General features: G+C 49.1%; 15 protein-coding genes and 1 pseudogene. 9 read left to right on the top strand and 7 right to left on the bottom strand.

The features are described from left to right. Window positions 1–192 precede the first annotated feature (192 nt). Window positions 193–522 (bottom strand): YpsA SLOG family protein, encoded by a 330-nt coding sequence (locus tag H598_RS27210; protein ID WP_028115003.1) that lies wholly within the window; start codon window positions 520–522, stop codon window positions 193–195. Window positions 523–1,171: 649 nt separating this feature from the next. Here H598_RS27210 and H598_RS0122380 point away from each other — a divergent pair. The 3 genes from H598_RS0122380 to H598_RS0122370 all read left to right on the top strand — a co-directional run bounded on the left by H598_RS0122380 (window position 1,172) and on the right by H598_RS0122370 (window position 4,090). Next, on the top strand, window positions 1,172–1,357 hold the full coding sequence (locus H598_RS0122380) for a helix-turn-helix transcriptional regulator (RefSeq protein WP_028115002.1): 186 nt from the start codon (window positions 1,172–1,174) through the stop codon (window positions 1,355–1,357). Window positions 1,358–1,370: 13 nt separating this feature from the next. Continuing rightward, window positions 1,371–3,323 (top strand): hypothetical protein, encoded by a 1,953-nt coding sequence (locus tag H598_RS0122375; protein WP_169629347.1) that lies wholly within the window; start codon window positions 1,371–1,373, stop codon window positions 3,321–3,323. An 86-nt stretch (window positions 3,324–3,409) separates the two neighbouring features. Beyond that, entirely contained in the window at window positions 3,410–4,090 is a 681-nt protein-coding gene (locus H598_RS0122370) for a TetR/AcrR family transcriptional regulator (RefSeq protein ID WP_028115000.1), read from the top strand. Window positions 4,091–4,197: 107 nt separating this feature from the next. Here H598_RS0122370 and H598_RS27205 read toward each other — a convergent pair whose 3' ends face one another. From H598_RS27205 to H598_RS26700, 3 genes and pseudogenes are all read right to left on the bottom strand, one after another. Further along, a complete protein-coding gene (locus H598_RS27205) occupies window positions 4,198–4,332 on the bottom strand; it encodes a transposase (protein ID WP_425402381.1) in 135 nt (44 codons plus the stop codon). A 178-nt stretch (window positions 4,333–4,510) separates the two neighbouring features. Then, on the bottom strand, window positions 4,511–4,774 hold the full coding sequence (locus H598_RS27200; protein WP_425402380.1) for a hypothetical protein: 264 nt from the start codon (window positions 4,772–4,774) through the stop codon (window positions 4,511–4,513). 18 nt (window positions 4,775–4,792) lie between these two features. Further along, window positions 4,793–5,408: pseudogene (locus H598_RS26700) on the bottom strand (IS3 family transposase); the annotation flags it as partial. A gap of 652 nt (window positions 5,409–6,060) precedes the next feature. On the opposite strand from H598_RS26700, the gene H598_RS0122355 reads away from it, so the two are divergent. Beyond that, entirely contained in the window at window positions 6,061–6,798 is a 738-nt protein-coding gene (locus H598_RS0122355) for a helix-turn-helix transcriptional regulator (protein ID WP_028114999.1), read from the top strand. A gap of 124 nt (window positions 6,799–6,922) precedes the next feature. Further along, complete coding sequence (locus H598_RS0122350) at window positions 6,923–8,902, top strand: hypothetical protein (RefSeq protein WP_156897156.1); 1,980 nt, start codon at window positions 6,923–6,925, stop codon at window positions 8,900–8,902. 717 nt (window positions 8,903–9,619) lie between these two features. Here the strand turns inward: H598_RS0122350 and H598_RS25290 are convergent. Both H598_RS25290 and H598_RS0122340 read right to left on the bottom strand, forming a co-directional pair. After that, window positions 9,620–10,342, bottom strand: a complete 723-nt coding sequence (locus H598_RS25290; RefSeq protein WP_035416470.1) for an HNH endonuclease family protein — start codon at window positions 10,340–10,342, stop codon at window positions 9,620–9,622. A 12-nt stretch (window positions 10,343–10,354) separates the two neighbouring features. Beyond that, entirely contained in the window at window positions 10,355–10,756 is a 402-nt protein-coding gene (locus H598_RS0122340) for a class III lanthionine synthetase LanKC N-terminal domain-containing protein (protein WP_028114997.1), read from the bottom strand. 164 nt (window positions 10,757–10,920) lie between these two features. On the opposite strand from H598_RS0122340, the gene H598_RS0122335 reads away from it, so the two are divergent. The 4 genes from H598_RS0122335 to nadS all read left to right on the top strand — a co-directional run bounded on the left by H598_RS0122335 (window position 10,921) and on the right by nadS (window position 17,720). Further along, window positions 10,921–12,021 (top strand): RNA-guided endonuclease InsQ/TnpB family protein, encoded by a 1,101-nt coding sequence (locus H598_RS0122335; RefSeq protein ID WP_028114996.1) that lies wholly within the window; start codon window positions 10,921–10,923, stop codon window positions 12,019–12,021. A 1,668-nt stretch (window positions 12,022–13,689) separates the two neighbouring features. Then, entirely contained in the window at window positions 13,690–16,566 is a 2,877-nt protein-coding gene (locus tag H598_RS0122325) for a hypothetical protein (protein ID WP_156897155.1), read from the top strand. 535 nt (window positions 16,567–17,101) lie between these two features. After that, window positions 17,102–17,434, top strand: a complete 333-nt coding sequence (locus H598_RS0122315; RefSeq protein WP_028114993.1) for a type II toxin-antitoxin system RelE/ParE family toxin — start codon at window positions 17,102–17,104, stop codon at window positions 17,432–17,434. Window position 17,435: 1 nt separating this feature from the next. Continuing rightward, on the top strand, window positions 17,436–17,720 hold the full coding sequence (nadS, locus tag H598_RS0122310) for a NadS family protein (RefSeq protein ID WP_028114992.1): 285 nt from the start codon (window positions 17,436–17,438) through the stop codon (window positions 17,718–17,720). A gap of 402 nt (window positions 17,721–18,122) precedes the next feature. On the opposite strand, the gene H598_RS25285 is transcribed toward nadS, so the two are convergent. After that, window positions 18,123–21,011: a UvrD-helicase domain-containing protein gene (locus tag H598_RS25285; protein ID WP_051252962.1), complete on the bottom strand. Its 2,889-nt coding sequence runs from the start codon at window positions 21,009–21,011 to the stop codon at window positions 18,123–18,125. Between the last annotated feature and the right edge of the window lie 321 nt (window positions 21,012–21,332).

Below are 21,332 nucleotides of genomic sequence, written 5' to 3'. Positions count from 1 at the left end.
GATGTAGGTGGCTATCAGTAGTCGGGACATAACGCACTCCTTGTGTTGTGTGGGAAATTCCAAACATCCGTTGTTCCATCACAGTGTAAGGGGGCAAAAACTGGCAGATCGTTAACATCGGCCAACCAGAGGGCCATTAACGGCATTATTTTTTCCGAGGACCGGTGGGTGGGCATTACTTGGCGAGGTGACTTAGCGCCGTAGGGCGTGTTGGCACAGAAAGGGAGACTGTTGTTGCTGTGAGCACAGCAAATGTATTTGGGTGGCGACCTCTTTTGCTATCCCGGGGGCAACAGACTCTCGATGTCCGGCGAGGTTCAACACCCGGATGTTGTTGTCGAGGACAAACTGACTAAGCAGGGTTAGGTTATGCAGCTGGTCGTCGAACGGGTGAATTTTCAGTACGGGCTTGTGGTGCTTGATGCACAGCCTGGAGGTTTGAATGCTGCCAGCGGACTTTTTACACTCAAATATGACGGTGCCATCGGCCTCAATGACTGTGGGTGAGAAATAAAGTCTCATACTGATTAATAGAGATTCATACCAAGTAATAAAGAATCATACTCGACTGGCAAGAGCCCAACGGCTCCTGCCGCCACACTCCGGTCATTTGTGTCCACTAAAGCGGGTCAACTTCAGCCTCCCCTTTAAACCTGAGTTAAACGTGGTGGTTAAGTCGCCATCAGAAGTGATTTGCTCTCTCTGGACTTACCAATATTTGGAAACCAAATAAAGTTATTACTGCAACAATTCGTAAGCTGTTATGCATTGTTGCACTCATCTAGACCGAACCAGACTCATATTGTATGGGCACACTTTTCTTAGAAGATCTTCATCACTGATTACCTTATACAACTCTAATTAATGGAAACGGTGTTTCCGCGAAACAAGGTAGATAAATTTTTGCCCAAGAGAACTGTGATCCGGGTCTCGTTAACGCTCTTGATTAGTGGTGTTTTTTTGAACTTCGTCAAATGGAGTCGCACAAGTTTCAAATTGGTTGTTTGTTGGATGGCATTCACAGACTTCAAATCAGACATTAGGCAAAATTTAATTAAGGGATGAGAGACCAAAAGGATTTTGAATTTTTGATGGGCTTGGTTATGAATAATCTTTCGATGTTGTATTTCCTCAACCTTTGTCTAATGAGGTTCTATAAAAGGAGGCACCCATGAAGAATAAAACGATTAATATCTTAAAGCTTACAGCATTAGGCCTCACTTCTGCTGAAATTGCTAAAGAGATGTTTTTAAGTTCTCGGGGTGTTGATTACCATTTGGAGATCGCTAAAGAAATTCTCGGCGCCAAGAATAAAGCTAACTTAATTTATCTGGCAACTAACCAAGGGTTAATATAATTAAAAAGAGGATATGATGAAACTAAAGCTGATAAGTACGTTGATTATTGGATCGCTATTGTCTGGTTGTGGGAGTGATTCTAAGGATACACCACCCCCCCCTTTGCCTGAAGTACCAGATAGAAGTGTGGGTTGGGATTATATTGAAACACCATACATGGAGTTTTCTGACGAAGGACTTAAAGGTGTGGTGTTTTCTGCCTTCGGCAAGGTTGACGACAAAGCCCTGAAATGGGTGTACGGCTACAGCGACAGGCCGGATGCCGGTACCGATACCAATGGCGACGGTGCGGTTAATCTCCATGACCTCCCTGTGGACGTTTTCAATACCTTAGTGGACGGCTCTCCTGTCACACCGTATGACAGCGTCGATGTCGCGGAGATGCGGCGGGTGTTGGCAAGCAATCCGGATGGGTTGGGCGCAGGTACTTCACGTCCTGATGTCTTTATAGACGGCAACTACTCGGTCTTCGACTTGCTTCGCTATTTTGCCGCCACCCGTGACGATATGCAGTTTGATGAAGGCTCGATTATTCATTACTCTGATTCCAAGTTCGGCACCTTCGAGTTCTCGTTCTCCTGGGATTATAACGGCGACGGCGACTTCACCAATGACGGCATCTACAGCAACAGCGCCAATTGGCACTTTACGAACAATCAGTCAGGTGGCAAATACGATGTTTGGCCTAGCCGAAGCACCGGCGCCTATAACTATGAGAGAATGGACACCTATTGGTTAAGACCATCGGCCGAAATCCGTTTTATGCCATTTTCTGATACCATGACCAAGCGCAGACAATGGGTATATCAACAGGAAGTGAAGCGTTTTGAGGAATCTGACGGCGAGTTTGTTATCCCATATGTACAATACCAAAATCTTGCAACTGGCCAAGTGGAGGTATTTGCTGAAAACCTAAAAGTGAAGGCATTTGATATCCGAAGTGACGTCTTCCAGAAAGGGCAGATCACCATAATGGACGTATGGCTGACTCTGGCCCATGAGCATGGTATGGATTTTAGACTTAGCTATTGGCCAACGATGAGCAGCGGCGCTAAAGTTAATTCTTTTGCCCTGTCCACAGATCCAATTACCGGCACCTACGGCGGCTATGTTGCCGGGGCTCCATTATGGGGCGAACTGGCGCATCAAGGCGACTTCGACCAGCACCCTCAATGTAACTTCGGCCTTGATGGCACCCCAGATGGCGAAGGCCGGTTGACAGAGCAGGAGTGCATCAGTGAGTGGCTACTTTTTTCCAACGGACAGAATGAACTTGCCGGTTCGTTGTTGCTCCCTTACCCAAAACAAATGATTTCGCAAGTAGGGCCGATGGATACCACCTACATGAAAGTGGTGGATGAAATCGATTTGCTGGCGTCACCTGGCAAAACCACCAATGTGTACATTACCGACCATAATTTGCAATCGGCCGATATCATTCAGGGGTACGACCAGGGCGATAAGGAAGCGGCGGTATTGCGCAGACAATACGCTGCGGAGGAGCCAGTCGGAAATGCGCCTATCCTCGATGAGAATCACTTTGGCTGGAAGATCGCGGATTGCAACCAGTGCCATAATGAAGAGAAAAACCCATTAGGTCACGGTGGCCACTCTTGGCCAACCAACTACGCTGATGGCTTTGACTTCACGCAACCCCACTATTGTGCCACCTGCCACGGCAACAACGGGGCGACTGACAATCACAATCGTGGTACCCGCTGCTATTGGTGCCACAATAACGAAGGTGACATGACCGTACACAACCATGGCGATATCGGAACAAACTGGATTATCCCGGAAGATGAGCTTTTGGTTGGCAAGCGCAAATTTACTTACAACCCAAGTGGCGTAGGCATCGACGGTAGGCCAATCGAGCATAAAGATATTAGCCATAATATCAATAGCGATTATAACTTTAGTCGCACTTTCCCTGCTCCCTACTCATGCTTGACATGTCATAAATAAGTACCGGTATCGGAGCTAGCATGTTAATATAAACGCGTCTAACAAGGCGCGTTTTTTTGTAGGCATAGGCAATTGAGGTATAAATCGTGAGCATTGAAGATAAATTAATAGCTACTGCCAATGACTTATTTAGAGAGCATGGGGTGCTTAATGTTAGCATGCGTCAAATAATTTCTGAAGCTGGATTATCTTCTAACAGTGTTTATCGTAAAGTAAAAAACAAAGAAGATATTTTACTTATTATCTTAACAAGGCAATATACAGTAATGAGGCAAGTTCAGTCTGAGATATTCTCTTCGAAACTGAACTCTAGAGAAAAACTCGTCTCCCTTATCGTACTTCCGGCATACCAAAGCTTCACTTCAAAGTTTAACTTTACTGAAAACTATTTCATGATTAATCGGCAATTGATTAATCATTGTTCTTCCAACGCTCAACAGAAGTGGCATGAGATAAATCTTGTTACCTTTAGCGACGTTACTAACTTTATTAATAGTTGCATAGAAAAAGGAGAGTTAGAAGATATTTGCGCAAGTGACATGTTTCTTGGTGTTTCTACTATTTGTTCAGGTGCTATGGCGCTAGTGTCTCAAGGTATATCTGTGGATTCGCAATCAGAATACATTAAAAAAAATGCAGCATTAATGAACAATTTTTTGTCCCAATATCATTGGAACGAGGAAAACATCAGCTATAGCCTAGATAACATTTTGCGGTTGATGAGAACTTTGTGTGATCAACGTACTCGTCTTGCTCCATTTTTCTAGTCTAAGCATTGTAGGGTTCTCTTGTCTAAGGAGTGTTGCTTTAGAACCGATTGTGAGATGATCTTGACCCGAAAAAGTGGACACGGCTTTGCTATGCCGCCAGTTTCTCAAACTACTGTGGACTTTGGTATGTTGCTAGGGCACCAAGCTGCCAGTTGTCTACCGTTTGCAAACTGGCTTCCCGAGCGGATTTCGCTGAGAAGCGCAGACGCAATAACAGAGCCAAACGCGGGTACTGACATTAGCTCTGCGTAGCCAGGTTGTTGTTTGCAAAGCTGATTGATTTGGTCATCCATAGTTGAGACATCAATATCTATAAGGCGAGGGTCATCCGCTAAGTCACTGAGCAGCTTTAGAAGAACACTGGAAAATTCATTCTCAGCATCAGCTAATGCATCAGGAAGTTTTCTCTGAGCCGCTTTACGCCTTGTGGGAAGATGACTCCCTACTCTGCAGACAAAGGCGGATTTGATTCACTATTGCTGTACAATGCTCGACGATTCGACGTCGTACACACCTCAGTGTCTTGATGTCCTGCTGCTCAACCGTTTTGACCTCGACAAGATGGATCTCTGGACGCTCGGCAGCTTCGTAAATCGCCAGTGCATCATTGGCAGCATTCTTCTGTCTTCGTGCAAATGGTTTCACTAACTGAGCAGGAACAAGTGTGACTTGATACCCCATGGAGCGGAAGTGTAGTGGTCAACAAATTCCGGACACTGCTTTAAGCCGATTTTCGGCAGTTACCGGCGACAGCCCACCATTTGTTTGAGGTGGCCGATGCCGGTTGTAGTACTCCATCAGGTAATAGCTGATGTCCTTTCTTGCCTGATTCATCGTTAAGTAACCCGTTGCCGGTACCCACTCTGTCTTCAGGCTTCTAAATAGTCTTTCCATTGGAGCATTGTCCCAGCAGTTGCCGTGGCGGCTCATACTCTGTCATTCGATAACGCCACAGTCTCTGTCGGAACTTACGACTGCCATATTGGCAGCCTTGGTCTGAGTGGAACATAACGTCAGCCGGTCGTCCACGCTGTTCCCACGCCATATCTAGCGCCTTTGCAGCAAGCTCGGCATCAGGTTTATCTGACAATGCCCAGCCCACAACTCGACGACTGTACAAATCAATCACAACAGCCAAGTAGCACCATTTGTTGCCTGACCAAATGTAAGTAATATCGCCACACCAAACCTGATTTGGCGCAGCCACTGAAAATTCCCGCTTGAGGAGATTTGGAATATCGGGTCGCTCTGTCTTAGCCACACTGTAACGATGGGAGTCCGGCTGTTTGCTCGCTAGGCCAGCTTCGTGCATCAAGAGAGCGGCTATCTGGGGCGCACCGAGGCCAAACGTCATTGCTGTCCGAAGTCAATATAGTTTGATCACTTTTCCAGTGCGCTTCACGCCAGAGTGTCTCCAAACGCCACATTGCGGTCATTCAGACATCAACATTCCATGATGCCACCTTTAACATGGCTATCAATGTAGCAACCCAGCGGCGAAAATAAGTAATACGCATAACCAAACCCACGAATATCAGAATGGTCAAGCAGCGCACGTTGACTTGCAAAAGTTTGCTCATCAGACTGGCCCAGCTTGGACAGTATTGTGCCTATTACCAGGTGAATCATATGAACGCATCAATAAGCCACACTAGTCTAAATGAAATGATGCTGAAGTGGTGATTAATAGTCTCAATATCTATTGTTATGCCCTCAAAAAGAGAACATAAGATCACACATCTGATCCGTAGGTTAATCATTACCCTAGATTGAGAGAAAAACGTTCATGATCTTGCTCTGGGTGGGTAACAAGCCTCACAAAAGTTCTATGCGCCTATTTTTCCCTAGCATCTTTGCTAGTGAAAATGAGCCTATCTAAGGTAAAAATAACATTTTGCCTATTCTTAATAAAATAGTGTATATTGTTAACATGTTTTTATGCATGCCTTAATTTGGAGTAGTTATAAATGGGAATCAAAGAGGATTTTATTAAAAAGTCATCAGTACTAAATTTTTGCGATATAATATTTAGTCCAATTTCTGATGAAGGAGCAGGCTATAATTTTGGCAGAAAACGTTTACGCCCAGAAAAGATCAGAGATAATATTAGCAAGAGCATTGACGAAGGTAGTTTATTTAGTAAGCCAAATCTAAAGTCATTATTAATTAAAAAAAAGAATGCTATTTTGTTGTCAAATAACTTGCTCGACTTCCAACTTGAGGGTAAGTGGCCATCTGGTTTTCGATTCGGACCTATTCATAAAGGCGGGCAAGATCTAGAGCGAAAAATATACCACTTGGTAAATGAGGCTGGTTACAACAGCTTCTGTGAGTACTATTGCGTTAATGAAAATAATGAGCCAAACAGTCATTTCCTTATATACTCTAAGATGTGTAAAGAAGAGCTAAGAGAAAAATTAAGCACCTCTAGCGCTTCGGAGTTTCTTGACCTTTTAAGTTTTTACTTTATACACAATTACCCTGAATATCTAAGCCCTTTAATTATCGATGGCACAATTAAAAAGAAGGCGTTAAGTGTTTTAAGGTTGACTGCATTAGGCCTGAACAGTCGCGAAATCTCTGAAATGCTGAATATTACAACGAGAGGTGTGGACTACCATATTGAAAAAGCAAAGTCGCAGCTCGGCGCAGCCAACAAGGCCGAATTGGTAAATATTGCGAAGAGCCTTTGTTTGATAAAATAAGTTCGTGATAATAATCACGCTACTCAGGTGTCAACAAATTCACTAGCAACTTTGCGAGTGCAGTCAACCTCTAAATCTTTCAAATTACACCGGTGTAATAACAGCCGAATAATCGGTGAGGAAGATGATGAAATATACAAAGTTAAGCCTTGTGCTTGCCACTGCGTTGAGCTTGACAGCTTGTGGTAGTGACTCAAATAATCAGGTTGATGCCCCCACAGATCCTAGCCAGCCAGATCCCACTCAGCCTGAGAGAAGTGTGGGCTGGGATTATGTCGAAACCCCCTTTATGGACCTGTCCAAGAATCAGCTGGAGGGTGAGGTTCTGGTGACGTTTGGTATCGTAGATAATCGTGCCCACAAGTGGCTGAAAGGGCTTGACGGTAGTACGCCTTCGGATCTTAATGGCGATGGTGTCATCAACTATCACGATGTTCCTAAAGAACACTTAAATGTGATGGATGACGGTTCTCCGTTGCCGAAGCTTACGCCTATAGCGGCTCAAGATATTATTGATGTTCTGGAAACCAACCCTGATGGGCTGGGAGCGGGCACTGCAAGGCCTGATATCTTTAAAGAGGGTAACTTCTCCGTTTTTGATCTGTTGCGCTACATGGCAGTAACGAGAGCTGACATGCAGTTCGATCCAGGCAGCATCGTTCATTACACCGACTCAGACTACGACACCTTTGAGTTTTCGTTCTCTTGGGATAGAAACGGTGATGGTGACTTCACCAACGACGGTGTTTATAGCGCCTCTAAGAACTGGCACTTTGCAACGAATGCCTCCGGTGGCCGAGAACACGACGGTGGTAACGAAACCGCTTACATCGGCCACAGACCCTATGGTCGCATGGACAATTATTGGCTAAGGCCATCCATGGAGGTGCGCTTCCGCCCGTTCTCAGACACCATGACTGGACGCCGTCATTGGGTATGGAGCCAAGAGATCGCACGCAAAGAAGCTAATGACGGCAAATATATCGTTCCCAAAGTTCAATACTTTAACGTTATGACTGGGCAGACAATGGTATATGCTACAGACGTTGAAGTTAAATCGTTCAACATGCTTCCTGGGGTATTCCAAGAGGGAGTTATACAGCCTCTCGACGTATTCTTAACCTTGGCCCACGAACAAGGTATGGATTTTAGCTTCACCTATTGGCCAATTATGTCAAGTGGCGCAGTCGTCAATACCTTTGCTATGTCCCACAATCCATTTAGCGGATCTTACGGTGGTTTTCGAGCCGACGTCCCAGTGCGTGGCGAGTTAGCAACATTTAGCGACTTTTCTTACGCAAAACCCGCGTGTAACTTTGGGTTAGATGGCACCCCAGAGGGCCAAGGTCGTTTATCTGAAGAAGAGTGCATCGCTGAGTGGGCCTCAAACAGTCTAGGTGGTCCACAGTTGAACACCCCGGATGGAGCTCATGTAATGATGTACGCTCCTGAGGTCGTGCAGCTTCAAGGCCCTGTCATTTATCACGGCGTGGTCGGTGTAGAAGAGATCGATGTGATAAACGATCCTGGAACCCAGTCCGACGTTTATATTACTGATATAAAATTAGAAAATGCCAACATTATCGCTGGCTTCGACGCTGGCGATAAACCGCGCGCCAAGCTGCGATTATTGCACTCAGCAACGGAACCGGTTGGTAACTCAAAGATATTGGATGAGAGTCATTTCGGCTGGAAGATTGCGGATTGTAATCAATGTCATAACGAACAAAAGAATCCACTTGGTCATGGCGGCCAATCTTGGCCTATCAACTACGCCGATGGTTTCGATTATCCGCAGCCATACTATTGTTCCACTTGCCACGGCAATAATGGCGCATCTGATAATCATAAGCGCGGTGCACGTTGCTTCTGGTGCCATAATAATGAAGGTGAAATGAGTGTTCCTAACCACGGAGACATTTCAACCAATATCATTATCCCAGGAGATGAATTGGTGACCAATCGCCGCACTATTTTCTCGACACAACCCAACGATGATTTTAGCCCTCGATTTTTCGAAGAACTAAGTCAGAATGTGAACAACGACTACAGCTTTAGTCGAACGTTCCCTGAACCGTATGCGTGTGTTACCTGTCATAAATAGTCATTAGTAAAAGCCTCATGGATGAGAACATCGATAATGTCGATGCTTAGATAAAGGGGTAATCTAGTTGACTTGCTGCTTTTAAAGCGTCGTACCTGCGGCAGTGCTGGACAGCGGAAAATCAGTTGACTGATGTCCTTTACATGACAAAATCCGAGTTCCTCATAGGAACTCGGATTTTTTAGTTTGCTCGGCCAAGCTCTTGATACTCCCCTTCACGACTTTACTTCTGAAATCTTTACTTCCCTATTTAGGCTGTTCGAAAGTTTTTTTCGGTATGAGCGACCACAAAAAGTCAATGACGGGTGGGCCATCGCAGATGACTGCTTCCTTTACTGGGGGTAAAAAGGGGATGTTTACAAAACGACCGTAGCTTACTATCGACTGGAAGATTGAATAAAGCAAGATCTAGAGTATTGCCTTTAAGCTCAAGGCGAACTCGTATTGAACAGACATGTTGGTACCTGAGTGGCGGCTGGCCGTTCAGCGAACCTTATTGCTCGATAAGTGTAACTCCAGTGTCTTCACCCAATCGTGATTCATCGTGGAATAACTTGGAGGGCACGGCGCTATGAGAATGACCGCTTCTGGCGCCAAAGTGGTCATCAGACCTTAAGGAAACACGGCCTACTATCAAGATTCATTAGCGATAAATCACTTAGTGAAGATCTATCACTAAGTGATTTTGTGATTTTTTGCCGACTAGCTCTGTGCTGATTAAAGGTTACAGTGCTGCCGTTTGACCGCTGCGTAGTGGCGCTGCTCGGTACTGGACAGGGGTAACCCGTAACTGATCCGGACCCGCTCAAACCGGGTTATGTACTGGCACTCGTTAGTTGGCGGCAGCCACTCGTTGAGCCCCTTTGCTCCCTTAGCCCGGTTCAGTGAACGCTCCACGGGCAGCAGGTTGGCGGGGTCGTTGCCGAACTCAACCCGCGTAGAGTAGGGCCAGGCGTCAGCGCCATGGTGGTATGCCCACGCCAGCGGCACCACATGGTCAATGTCCATGGCTGAGGCCTGCACATGGATGTCACCGGTGAAGCTGCTAACCCAGCGCCCCCTCACCACTTTGCACTGACGATGACTCTTGTACTGCACCGGTACGGTGGAGAGTGCAGCCAGGAGCTCATGGCGGGTAGTCTGGCAGTCTCCATCCTGATCGGCCCACCCATCCCCAAACAGCTCTCTCCGGTACCCTGGTTTTTTTTGCGTGGAGGCGGCATTGGTTGTGGCGCCCGCACCGCGACTGGTCTTGGGCAGTCGGCCTCCGTCACTCAAACACTGTTCAAGGGTGGAGTAGGGTTGATAGTGTTTTACGCGGGGGTAGTAGGGGGACTGCGAGTCATGGCAGATCCCGCTACTGCTGAGCTTCACCGGCTGTGCAGCCAGCACTGGCAGGGCCAGTGCGGCGACGACTAAACCGTGGGTCAGGTACCTCATAGTGCCTCCTTGCTAATGGGCGGTAATGTAGTTGCCGTTGGCATCCCGGTCACAACGGATGAACAGGCCAGGGCTGTGCCGTTGATAGGAGGTTTGGCTGTCGATGCCATCACCGCCTTGATAGCCAGCCAGTGCTTCCTGCACTCGCTGACACAGTACATCAAACTCTATGCCGTTTGGGCAATATAGGGTTATGGCCTTAGTGCTCTGTTCCTTAAAATCTGGCTTGTCACTGGTTTGCAGCGCAAAGCGTTTGGCCGTGGCCAGTTTAAAGGGCACCTGCCTATCGTGTAGCAGCGGCACCAGTTTCTCTATCAGTTCGCGGCTGTGGTTAACCGTGCGGCCTTGCACGCTGATCTTCCAGCCATTGCTGGTATCGGGCTCCGACTCCGGCTGGATGCTCAGGTCGTACAACCCATAGTGGGCAAATGGCCCAGAAGGTAGTTCATCTTACTTGCGCGAGAAACCCCGTACTTCAGTGCGGGGAGGGATAGGCCGACTGCGGAGCAGTCGCCTGTGCCTCGCTTCCTCCTCTAGATGGTTAGCCTGTTACCAATTACGCCCCTATTCTGAGGATTATGAAGCGTGCTTACCGATACCGATTCATCCCAACACCGCAACAAGAGTCTCTCTTGGCTCGGACTTTCGGCTGTGTTCGCTTTGTCTACAACTCAATATTGGCGTGGCGTACTGACGCCTTCAGCAACCAAGGGTTGAAGGTGGGGTACACCAAAGCCAATGCCATGCTCTCTTCCATGAAGAAAGAACCAGAGTTGGACTGGCTTAGCGACGTATCCTGCGTGCCGCTGCAGCAGAGCCTTCGGCACCAGCAAACCGCCTTTAAGAACTTCTTTGAGGGCCGTGCAAGCCACCCAACGTTCAAGAAGAAAACCCACCGCCAATCGGCGGAGTTCACCCGATCTGCGTTCAAATACCGTGATGGCCAGCTGTTCATGGCCAAGAGCAAAGAGCCGCTGAGGATTCGCTGGAGCCGTGAGCTTCCGGGCGACCCCAGTACAATCACCATCTCCAAAGACTGCTCTGGTCGCTACTTTGTTAGTTGCTTGTGTGAGTTCGAACCCAAACCGATGCCTGTTGTCGCTAAAACAGTGGGTATCGATTTGGGATTGAAAGACCTGTTTATCACCTCTGATGGATTCAAATCCAGCAACCCTCAGCACCTCAAGCGCTATGAGCAGCGTTTGGCGCTGCTGCAGCGCCGCCTGTCCAAAAAGAAAAAGGGTAGTGCAAATCGTGCCAAGGCCAAGCTGAAAGTCGCCAAGCTCCACGCCAAGATTGCCGACTGCCGGATGGACGCCACCCACAAGGCGTCCCGCACACTCATCAACGAGAACCAAGTTGTGTGCCTTGAAAATCTCACGGTGAAAAACATGGTTAAGAACCCTAAGTTGGCGAAGCATATTGCCGACGCCAACTGGGGCGAACTTGGTCGCCAGCTCCAATACAAAGCCCTATGGGCGGGGCGTACAGTGGTGAAGATTGACCGTTGGTACCCATCCAGTAAGCGTTGTTCGTGCTGTGGCCATACCCTTGACCATCTCAGTCTTTCTGTTCGGTCGTGGCGTTGCCCTGAGTGCTCAATCGAGCACGACAGAGACATCAACGCTGCCCAAAACATTAAAGCGGCAGGGCTTGCCGTGTTGGCCTGCGGAGCCTGAGTAAGACCAAAGCCGAGTATCGGCTGAGGCATCGGGCTGTGAAACAGGAACCCGCTTTCCGAGCAATCGGGTTAGCGCCTTTAACGAGGAATCCCCGTCACGACGGGGAGGATGTCAACTAACATGCGTCACTCCCTGGCGAGTTTTTGGGTTAACTCCATCCTATGAGCTGGCACTATCGGCGCTACTGGCGGAACCCGAACAGCCCTCCCTACCAGAGCTGGACCTCCCTCCTGGTTGTAAAAATGCAGCTAACGGCTCCGTTTGTGGTCGCAAGCTGCAACCTTGTGCTCAGGGTCGGTGTTTAACTGTGGTAGATAGCCATCAAAAGGAGATTGGGTTATGTATCGATTAGTGGGAGTGTTGGTGTTATTAATCTGCAGTAGCGTTGCCTTCGCTTCGTCGCTCACGATTACTGGCACGGTAAAGACTCACCAGCCGTCGATTAACGTAGACAAACCAGACACGGTGGCGGTGTATGTTCAGGAGCTCAAGGTCAGCCTTACATCAGAAACCACCCTGTGCGATGTGACCACCAATCAGACCGAGGCTGCTGTTGGGGTGGTTAATGGACGACCAAAATGTTGGCTAGATTGGTCTGTTAGCGGTGAATTCACCAAAATCACAAAAGAGCAGATGAGTCTAACGGGCTACCTTAGTCCCATGAGTGATGGGGCGGTGATTACCTATGCAGTCAAGTTTCACAGTCATGGGCCCTTTGGGGCAGAGTGGGTGACATTGTCCGAAGGTGAAGAGGTAATTACTAGTCACCAGCCAGAAGTACCGAAACTTCTTACCTATAGCACACTGATCAATGATAAGTGGCATGAAGGTCAGCAAATCGTAACTCATAAGCGTTTTGGAAAAGTCCAGGCTGTGCAGATTGAGGTTGAGGAGCGAAATTGGCCTCAGAAGATTCAGGTGGTAAACGGGTTGCTCCACAACCGCCCAGTTACTATTGGAACTTGCCAAGTTGCAGCTAATGGCAATTCGTGCACAATCCACTTTTCGCAATCACACGCACTTGGGTCTGCGACAGCAGAGGAGATCTCAGGACAGCGCCATTACACAGTAATGGCAGATTCGATTAATTCTTATTTTAGAAACAGTCATTTTAAAAATCCCTCGGTATTGTTAGTCCAGTGGGATTATCGACCACCCAAGTTACATGAACTGTACACGCACGCTCAAAGGAATGGCGTAGCTGAGAAAGAGATCAGGTTGGATGCCGGCCAAATCGTGGTGAGGAACAATACTGCCAAGGTGGTGCTCACCAGCCCGCATTCCGAGGACGGCGATTTGTGGTGGCAGCCCCTGTTTGTAGAGCTTGAGTTTAGTCCGACCGATGAAAAGCGATTCTCACCGGCTTTGACTGTTGACGGGCGCACACTGATTTCGGCTCCTTATCGCTCTTTGCAAGACAGCGAAGTAGTTAGAGCGCATCTAAGCGAGCAACTCGGCGATCAGTTGGTTTATGAGGGCGCCTTATCAGATCTCCCTGATGGCATCTACAACGTGCGCGTCAGCACTCAAGACAGGATGGGTAATTCCGCCTCAGGTCACTATGAGGACCGCAGTCTGTTTAGAGAGGAGCCTATCGTAAGGGCCTTCCACCACTATCGTGATGTTACCGATAACCCGCAGGTGATGTTCGCCGAGGATGTAATTGTGGCTGGCTATAACGGCTTTGCGGACGATGTGGTGATCGAAAGCGTGTCCCTGGGAGGCACCCCGCTTACCATTCGGGAGCGTGGCAACGGTTTTGTTCGGTTGAGTGACGCTGGGCTCAACCTGGCAAACAACCAAGAGGTGGAGTTGGCGGTAACCGCTCATGACAGCGCCGGCAACCGGATTACTAAGCGGTTTCCTGTCAGCTACCTGCCGGTGGACTACCAGATGACGGTGCATAACGCCGACAGTGGCATCTACCGCAAGATTCAGAAAGTGGATATTACCCTGGATAAGCAGCCCGGTGCCGAATGCGCCATGTATCCATTGCGAGAGTATGCGCAGATTGCTGCTAAGGGCAATGGTTACAGCTGCTACCTCCAGTGGCACCAGGTGCCCGAGGGTATGGAGACTCGAGCCAACCTGCGTCGTCCAAGTGTTACCGGCACACTTAAAGGAGCAGGCGACGCCAATTTTGAGTTCGGTCTGACAATCGTCAACCGCTCGGGCACCGAAAAGCCTTTGCAGCGTGAAAGCCTCACCATTTCCCCTCTTGAGCCGACGGTGCCGGAGTTGAACTTCGATATGGCCAAGGCCATCAGTGGTGGTCTGCTGCCGGTGCCCCTCTATGGTGGTAATGTCTCCCGAGCCTATTCGCAGGCCTTGTCGGCGGAATTGGTGCTAGAGACTGGCAAAGACGACATGTTTGCTCAGATCAGCACGCGTCAACGTCCTAACGTCAAGAAAGTTGATATCAACAACCGTATGCGAGCAGCTCAGGGGCGGCTGTGGCAGCAGGAGAGCATCCCCGCAGCCAGCTACTACGCCCTGGCACCGGAGATCCGCACCGAGGCCAGCGTGACCGCTGTATATGTCCCAAGCCAGTCGATCCGCGCGCAAATGATCGTGCAGGACAGCTATGGCCTGACTACCGAGAAATCTCTGGTCGAAGGACAGGTGGGGATTTACAACTCCCGCACGCGCAGCTGGGATTTTGACTACGACACCATGGGTCACTGGCAAGTGACTCTGCTGACGCGGGACTTGGAAGGTAACGACCTGCCACTGGAAACTAAGCCCGTCGATGCCGGCGGCAGGGTTGAGTTTGAGTTGGACCCCAACGCGCTGCCACCTGAGGGGGGCATGCTGCTGCTCAGTGCCAGCCTGCAGGCGGAGCTGGAGGGGTATGAACACCAGGTGACCTCCAATCGTCGATACTTGCGCGTGTTTAAAGGCTCCGAGGTGCTCGGCTCTCTGGACTCGCGCACCGTCACCGGACAGGTGCCATTTTCTGCTCGGATCGGGTTTGATGCTAGCACCAGGGCCGATGCTCGAGTGTTGGGCGGAGTGAACTGGGAGATCAGTTATGATGAGGGCGGCACTTGGCAGGGGGTTGAGAGATACGAAGATCGAAGCCGAATGGTGGTGCAGATGCAGGAGGAGTCCACCGCGTGGGTTCGTGCTGAAACCGTCAACCGCTATAGCGGTGTGAAGGGCTACACCGAGACCGTCAAGTTGTTGGCCTATGATGCGCCTGAGCTGCTGATACAGCAGGTGGCGCCGAAATTTCAAGGTGAGGCCATCACATTCAGAATTGAAGACGAGCACCAGCTGCTGGATGAACGCAGCCAGTACCAGTGGTCACTGGATCGTGGGGTAACCTGGGTCGATGGCGGTCGCGAGTTAACCGTGCCCTATGACCCGGCCCAGCAGTACATCTTTGGCCGGGCCAAGTACGACGGCCTTGCGGTAACCGTAGAGGCAGACAATTCTTGGCGCCGAAGCTACGCCAAGACCCGCTGGCATCGTTACAAGGCCCCGTACGTGAGAATGGCGCTGCCCTCCAAGGCAGAGCTGGATACCGATTTGGAGTTGAGCGCCACGGTTCAGCCTCCATACCAAGGGTATGAGCCGCGTCTGCGTGGCTTCTGGCGCCTATCTGACGGTCGAGAAATTGAAGACCTGGACACCGTCATCACAATCACCGATTCGCTGGTTGTCGACAACGAGATGGTGGTGGAGCGGGTGGCCTGGATCGATGGCCTGCGCGAGCACACCGAGATCGTGAGATCCGTAGAGATGGAAGTGTGGCAGTACCAGTTCGTGCCCCCAACCATTGAGATCCGCAACGACCTCTCTTATGCCCCGACGCGGGTCATTGCCTATCTGCGAAAGCCGCGGCTCTATGCCCCTGGGGTAGAGTTCAGCAGTACCTGGCGGTCCAGCGCTGCTTCCAAGATCGAGGCCGAACCGAACGTGGCCTACCTGACCATGAATGAGGCCGGCATCCACGAAGTGCAGTTGACCTACAGCGACAATCGGGGTAATTCCCGCGTGATCACGCAGTTTGTCGAGCTGTTGGAGCCGGAGCCATTGATGATGGTGGTGAGCCCGAGCTACACCAACCAGTTCAAGCGAGCGCCTCTGGACGTGCTGATGCGCGTGAGCGCGGTACCGGGCCACGATGAGGATCGGGTAAGCAGCTACGCCTGGCGCCTGAACGGTGAGGCTGTCGAGGGTGATCAATACCGCCAGTTGTTTAATGAACTGTCGGTTGGCACCCACACCATCGAGGTGACGGTGACCACCGAGTTCGGCCAACAGCATACGGAAGCACACCAGGTGGAGGTGATCCCAAACATCAAGCCTGTCTGTACCTTGAGGGAGCGCCGCTCCAGCAATTTGACGCTGGAGTATCGCTGCACGGATCCAGATGGCAAGATGGTGGCTTACGAGTGGCACATCAACGGTGAGAGGATAGGGAACACCTCCCGGGCGATCTCCATGTCCCTGCCTGAGGATGACATCCAGGTGATGGCTACCGCTATGGATGACTCTGGCGACCAGGTTTCCGAGACCTTTACGCTGCAGTTTTAGGACAGAACCACAGCCCTACCGATGGTTGGTGGGACTGTAGGTGAGGAATAAAGTCTCATACCGAGTAATAAAGGTTCATACTTGTCAGGCAGGAGCCCAACAGCTCCTGCCGACACAAAGAAGTCGGGTATTAAACCCGGCTTCTTTCATTGCTGATTAAGGGCGTTGCGGCTGCCAACGATTACGGAGACCCCATTGTCGTTAAACAGTGGGGAGCTGCCGCCTTGCTGCACCTGGGCCACCGTAAGCGTCATCGTCAGGGTATAGCGCTTATAAGGTCAGTGCATATCTTTTTCTAAAAACTAGGGCAGCGGGATGTGTTCAATTTGGAAATGATTACTGCGTTGCACCTCAGCGGCGGCAGCATCAGGATAAGCATGATTCAGTTGCCTGCGAAATTTTAAATGCGGAACCAAAGTGACGTACCTCACATCTATAAGCGGGGGTATAGGGGAGTGTATAATCCAGTGTTGTTCGCAGTGTTGACAAGGTGTACCATGTACACCTAAGATGATGAAGCAGGGAAACGCGTTGAGTGAATCATGCTATTGAGTTCATCGAGACGAAAATCTTTGAGAAAAAGATCAAAGAGATCGCAACTGATGATGAGTTAAAAGAGTTACAGGTTGATCTCATTGCTCAGCCAGAAAAAGGTAAAATCATCGAAGGCACCGGTGGCCTCCGTAAGGTACGCATGGCAATGGGTGATGAGGGTAAAAGTGGCGGAGCGCGAGTTATCTATTTCCTGGCAACATCAGAAGTAATCTACCTGGTGTTGGCGTACGCAAAAGGTGAGAAAGACAGCCTCACCAAGAAAGAAAAGAATGACCTTAAGAAAGTTACCAAGCTACTGAAAGGCGAGAACTAAGATGAGTATCTTTAACGAGTTGAAAGCCTCCCTCGAGGAAGCAGTTGAAATCAAGCAGGGCCGACAAGAGGCGGCTCGTGTAACCCGTTATGATGTTGCAGACGTAAAAGCTATTCGCACATATCTGGGTGCCTCACAACAAGAATTTGCTGATGCGCTGGGCACTAGTGTAGACACAATCAAGAGCTGGGAGCGAAAGCGCCGTAACCCTACGGGCCTAGCAGCTAAGGTGCTGGCTACCATCCAGGATGACCCAACAGTCTATCGGGCGATTGCAGCACACTAATCACAAGAGGCCCTCGTCAGGGCCTTTTTGCTATGGCTCCACTTCCAAGATCCGACGCGATCAACAAGACAAGGCGGCTCGTGTTTTTGCCTTTGAGAGCGCCGTTTAGTTTTTGCTGCCAGACGCCCAGAACTGCGCTTCTATCCTTGGCTGCTGAGCAGCCGGAGCAACACCTCCTCTGAAATGAGGGCTTCAGATCAATCTGCAAATCGCTAATAGAATTTACAGTGCTGAAGCCCTCAATGGTCAACTGGCTACAGTATGACTCTCTATTACTCGAAATCGGGCTTCGTGGGGACAGAGGAGGCTGTTGAGTATGATACTTTATTTTGGGAAGGCCCAGCTCTTAGGCCATGTGAGCGGGAACTGTAAAACTGTCCGACATGAGACTTTACTTCTCTCCTACAGAGGCATTGATTCGGCCTGCATCTTCGCCGGCGCGACAATCTTTTCTTTGTGATCACACCGATCATCTTTAATGCCGTAGCCAGAGCATCCCCAGAATTTGCTATAGGGGCCTTCTTTCAGTTTCATTGGACGGCCGCATATCGGACAGAGTTTGATTGAAGCCCCACAGGCACTGTTATTACAGATGGACGCTTTGCGGGTATCTACTGACGGCGAGCCACACTTCGGACATACGCGTGCCTTACCGACCCTGCATCCATGGCCAGTGCTACAGGTGTAAAAATCCTCATACTTGCCGTTAACTCGACGCAAAAATCCGTCTGTACAGTGAGGGCATTTAAAGGTCTTTTGATACTTTTCCTGAAATGAGTTGGAAGCAATGTTTAGCTCATATTTAGGAGCTAGCAATTCAGTAATAAATTCAGAAGGTGATGTTGGGTCCGCGATGATGTATGACTTCTTTTTGGCGCGTGTGATACCCACGTACATCAGGCGACGCTCTTCGGAGTGTGGAAACTGATCTAACGAAGGCAGCAACGCTTCAACGATGGCTTCATCGCGGTTTTCATTAGGGAAGCCGCTTTTTCCCTGAAAAAAGCCGATTAATACACAGTAATCGGCCTCTAGCCCTTTTGATTTGTGGAAACTCCAAAATTCGATATTGTCTTTCAGTTCTGCTTTCCAGAGCATCGCTTTGGTGTCTTTAAGCAGATAGTTGTAGCGAGCAATCACGGCAATGACGCCTTTAGAGTCGTTTGCCCTAATCTTGCGAACAACTTCCTCGACTCGCTTGTACAAGCCAATATTGCGATCCCGTCCATCATCAAGCAGATAGACCTGGGGTGTACTGACTTTAGTATGAGTATCGATGTGCTTTTTATATTGCTCGGGGTTCTCCATGATGAACTGACCAGCAGTGTTGGCGATGCTGTTATTGTATCTGAAGGTCTTTTGAAGCTTTGTTGATGTGTAAGCCCCCACCAAATCACCAAAGCGGGTTGTCAGTTCCAGTTTACCGCCAGAGAAGCGATAAATAGATTGCCAATCGTCCCCAACAACGGTTAGTGATGGATTCGGACCGTTGCTAATGATCTCTCTGATAAACTCCATGCGGGCTGCGGAGATGTCTTGGAATTCATCCACCAGTACGTACTTCCATGTTGACTGTACTTCTTGGTCTCTGATGACTTGGATAGCTCTGATGATCATGTCATCGAAATCAATGGCATTTTGGTCCTGAAGCTCAGCGACATAGCCATCGTGTAGCGCACTGAGTAACGCTGCGTACTTGGTCGCTTGATGAATCTTTGATTCGATGAGTCGTGCCAGGATTTGCTCTTGCGATAGTCGCTCAACACGGATTGCCTGCAGGGCCTTTTTCATCAACCCACTCCAGCTAGAAAGCCGTTTTTCTTGGTTGAGTTTCTGGAAAACATCATGCGGGTGCATTGGGTTACAACGTACACCATGTTGCTCCAATTTCTGCTTTAGGCCGGTTAGCAGCGTGTTCTCTTTCCACTCATAGTGATAGGACTCGATCAAAGTGGTGCCGCACTCTTTGTGTAGAGCGCGTTTTGAACGGATGGACTCGTTGTACTGTCGAGCATTGATATCGGGACGGGTGTTGCCCTGCCGGTCAACCCCGAAATGCTCAAGATAGATCTCTTGCTCGGTGATAAAGAAGTCGGGCTTATAATCAAACCCCACATCAATACGTCGTTTGCTGACGTATGCGGGTTCGTATTCGTACGCGATCTGATTTAGGTATAAGAAGTTTGCAATCAGCAGCTCTTGATAGCCTTTGACACGCTCATTATTGAGGGTGCGAAAATCGTTGTCGCGCAGGTACCGCTCGTACTCGGCTTGAGTTTTGAAGTTGAAAGGATCGACCGGGGGAGAGCTCAGTTCAATAAGGTCATACACGCGGCTCGGATCGACAGCAATATAGCCATGAATCCACTGTGTCACCCACTGCTCAAGTCGATAATCATCCTCGGTGAAGACACTCATATGAGTTGGGATGCCAGCCTCGCGCAGGAGCTGCCTTCCTAAAGCGTGAAAGGTAGAGATCTGCGGGGAAGACTCCAGTGCGATGTTGCCTTTGTTTGCTTTTTCAGTGAGACGTTCCTTCAACTCTTCTGCGGCTGCTCGGTTATACGCTAAAATTAGAATTTCCGATGGCTTTGCGAGACCTCTATCTATCAGGTCTAACGCCTTAGCTACCATCACAGAAGTCTTACCGGTTCCTGCGGCAGCCAGAACCATATTGCGGTCGTTAGAGCGAAGCACACCGAGGCGCTGTTCAAGGGTAAGTGGGTTGGATTCAACTTTATCGAAGAATGCCTGGCGTTGCTTTAACTGATACGCCTCGTGGGCGTTTCTGAGTTTATCTGGTGTGACAGGGTGGAAACCAGCAATTTCCTTCACCTTGTTGAAGGCAGGTGTATCAAGGTACTTCGCCCATAGAGCCGCTTGGGGAGTATATACATCATGTAAGTCTTTACACAGAGAGGCGATCTGTTCAATCCAGCTATCTCTAGGGTAGTGTTTCACGACGTAAACATTAAACTCGCCCAATACTTTAGTCAGGTAAAGCGCAATCTGCTTAGCAATAGCGACATTCAGATTGTGAACGAAAGCCTCAGCGTCATCGTTCTTGAGGAACTTGAACGTGGTTGTTCGTTTTCTTGAGTAAAGGGCTATTTCGCTACCAAGCCAACTCTTTCTTAAAGTGGCGAAGGAAGTGGTGCCGATAATGGACTCACTGTGAATAGTCAGTCCATTAGAGCGTGTTGATAAAGATGTTTTTGCTAAATACAGATCTTTATGCCCAAGCAGCCGGCCTAATAGGTTGACTTTGAGCTGATTCAAGGCGTCAGTCATTCGGTAACGTGTTCAATAGCCAGTAAATTTCTCAATGAATGATACGGGAACATCGCATTAAAGCCAGATTTGTGATCTGGCTTTGAGACGGTGAGCAACAGAAAGACATCGCGCGTTGAGATTTGGTTGCGATGGTGTTTCTTTGGTGTGTTATCTAGTTTCTGTTTCGAAGGCTTGTTCTGGGTTGTCTTCGCTTGATTGGGTAGCTTCTCCTGAGTCAATCGTTCTTTGTTTCATCGTTACCCCTCCGCGTAAACCCTCGGCCAATTGGATAGGATAGAAAAAACCATCGTAGCTTCAAAAATCAGCAAGATTACAATG

It is taken from the genome of Ferrimonas kyonanensis DSM 18153 (genome assembly GCF_000425405.1).
GTDB classification, from domain to species: domain Bacteria; phylum Pseudomonadota; class Gammaproteobacteria; order Enterobacterales; family Shewanellaceae; genus Ferrimonas; species Ferrimonas kyonanensis.
Note: the sequence above shows the minus strand (reverse complement) of the source record. Positions and strands in the feature narration are given on the sequence as shown.

Bases quoted from the DNA above. Each gene is read 5' to 3' on its own strand.
- H598_RS25290 (WP_035416470.1), bottom strand. From the start codon at position 10,342: ATGAGGTACCTGACCCACGGTTTAGTCGTCGCCGCACTGGCCCTGCCA.
- H598_RS27205 (WP_425402381.1), bottom strand. From the start codon at position 4,332: ATGTCAGTACCCGCGTTTGGCTCTGTTATTGCGTCTGCGCTTCTCAGC.
- nadS (WP_028114992.1), top strand. From the start codon at position 17,436: ATGAGTATCTTTAACGAGTTGAAAGCCTCCCTCGAGGAAGCAGTTGAA.
- H598_RS0122335 (WP_028114996.1), top strand. From the start codon at position 10,921: ATGAAGCGTGCTTACCGATACCGATTCATCCCAACACCGCAACAAGAG.
- H598_RS27200 (WP_425402380.1), bottom strand. From the start codon at position 4,774: ATGGGGTATCAAGTCACACTTGTTCCTGCTCAGTTAGTGAAACCATTT.
- H598_RS0122355 (WP_028114999.1), top strand. From the start codon at position 6,061: ATGGGAATCAAAGAGGATTTTATTAAAAAGTCATCAGTACTAAATTTT.
- H598_RS0122375 (WP_169629347.1), top strand. From the start codon at position 1,371: ATGATGAAACTAAAGCTGATAAGTACGTTGATTATTGGATCGCTATTG.
- H598_RS25285 (WP_051252962.1), bottom strand. From the start codon at position 21,011: ATGACTGACGCCTTGAATCAGCTCAAAGTCAACCTATTAGGCCGGCTG.
- H598_RS0122380 (WP_028115002.1), top strand. From the start codon at position 1,172: ATGAAGAATAAAACGATTAATATCTTAAAGCTTACAGCATTAGGCCTC.
- H598_RS0122350 (WP_156897156.1), top strand. From the start codon at position 6,923: ATGATGAAATATACAAAGTTAAGCCTTGTGCTTGCCACTGCGTTGAGC.
- H598_RS27210 (WP_028115003.1), bottom strand. From the start codon at position 522: ATGAGACTTTATTTCTCACCCACAGTCATTGAGGCCGATGGCACCGTC.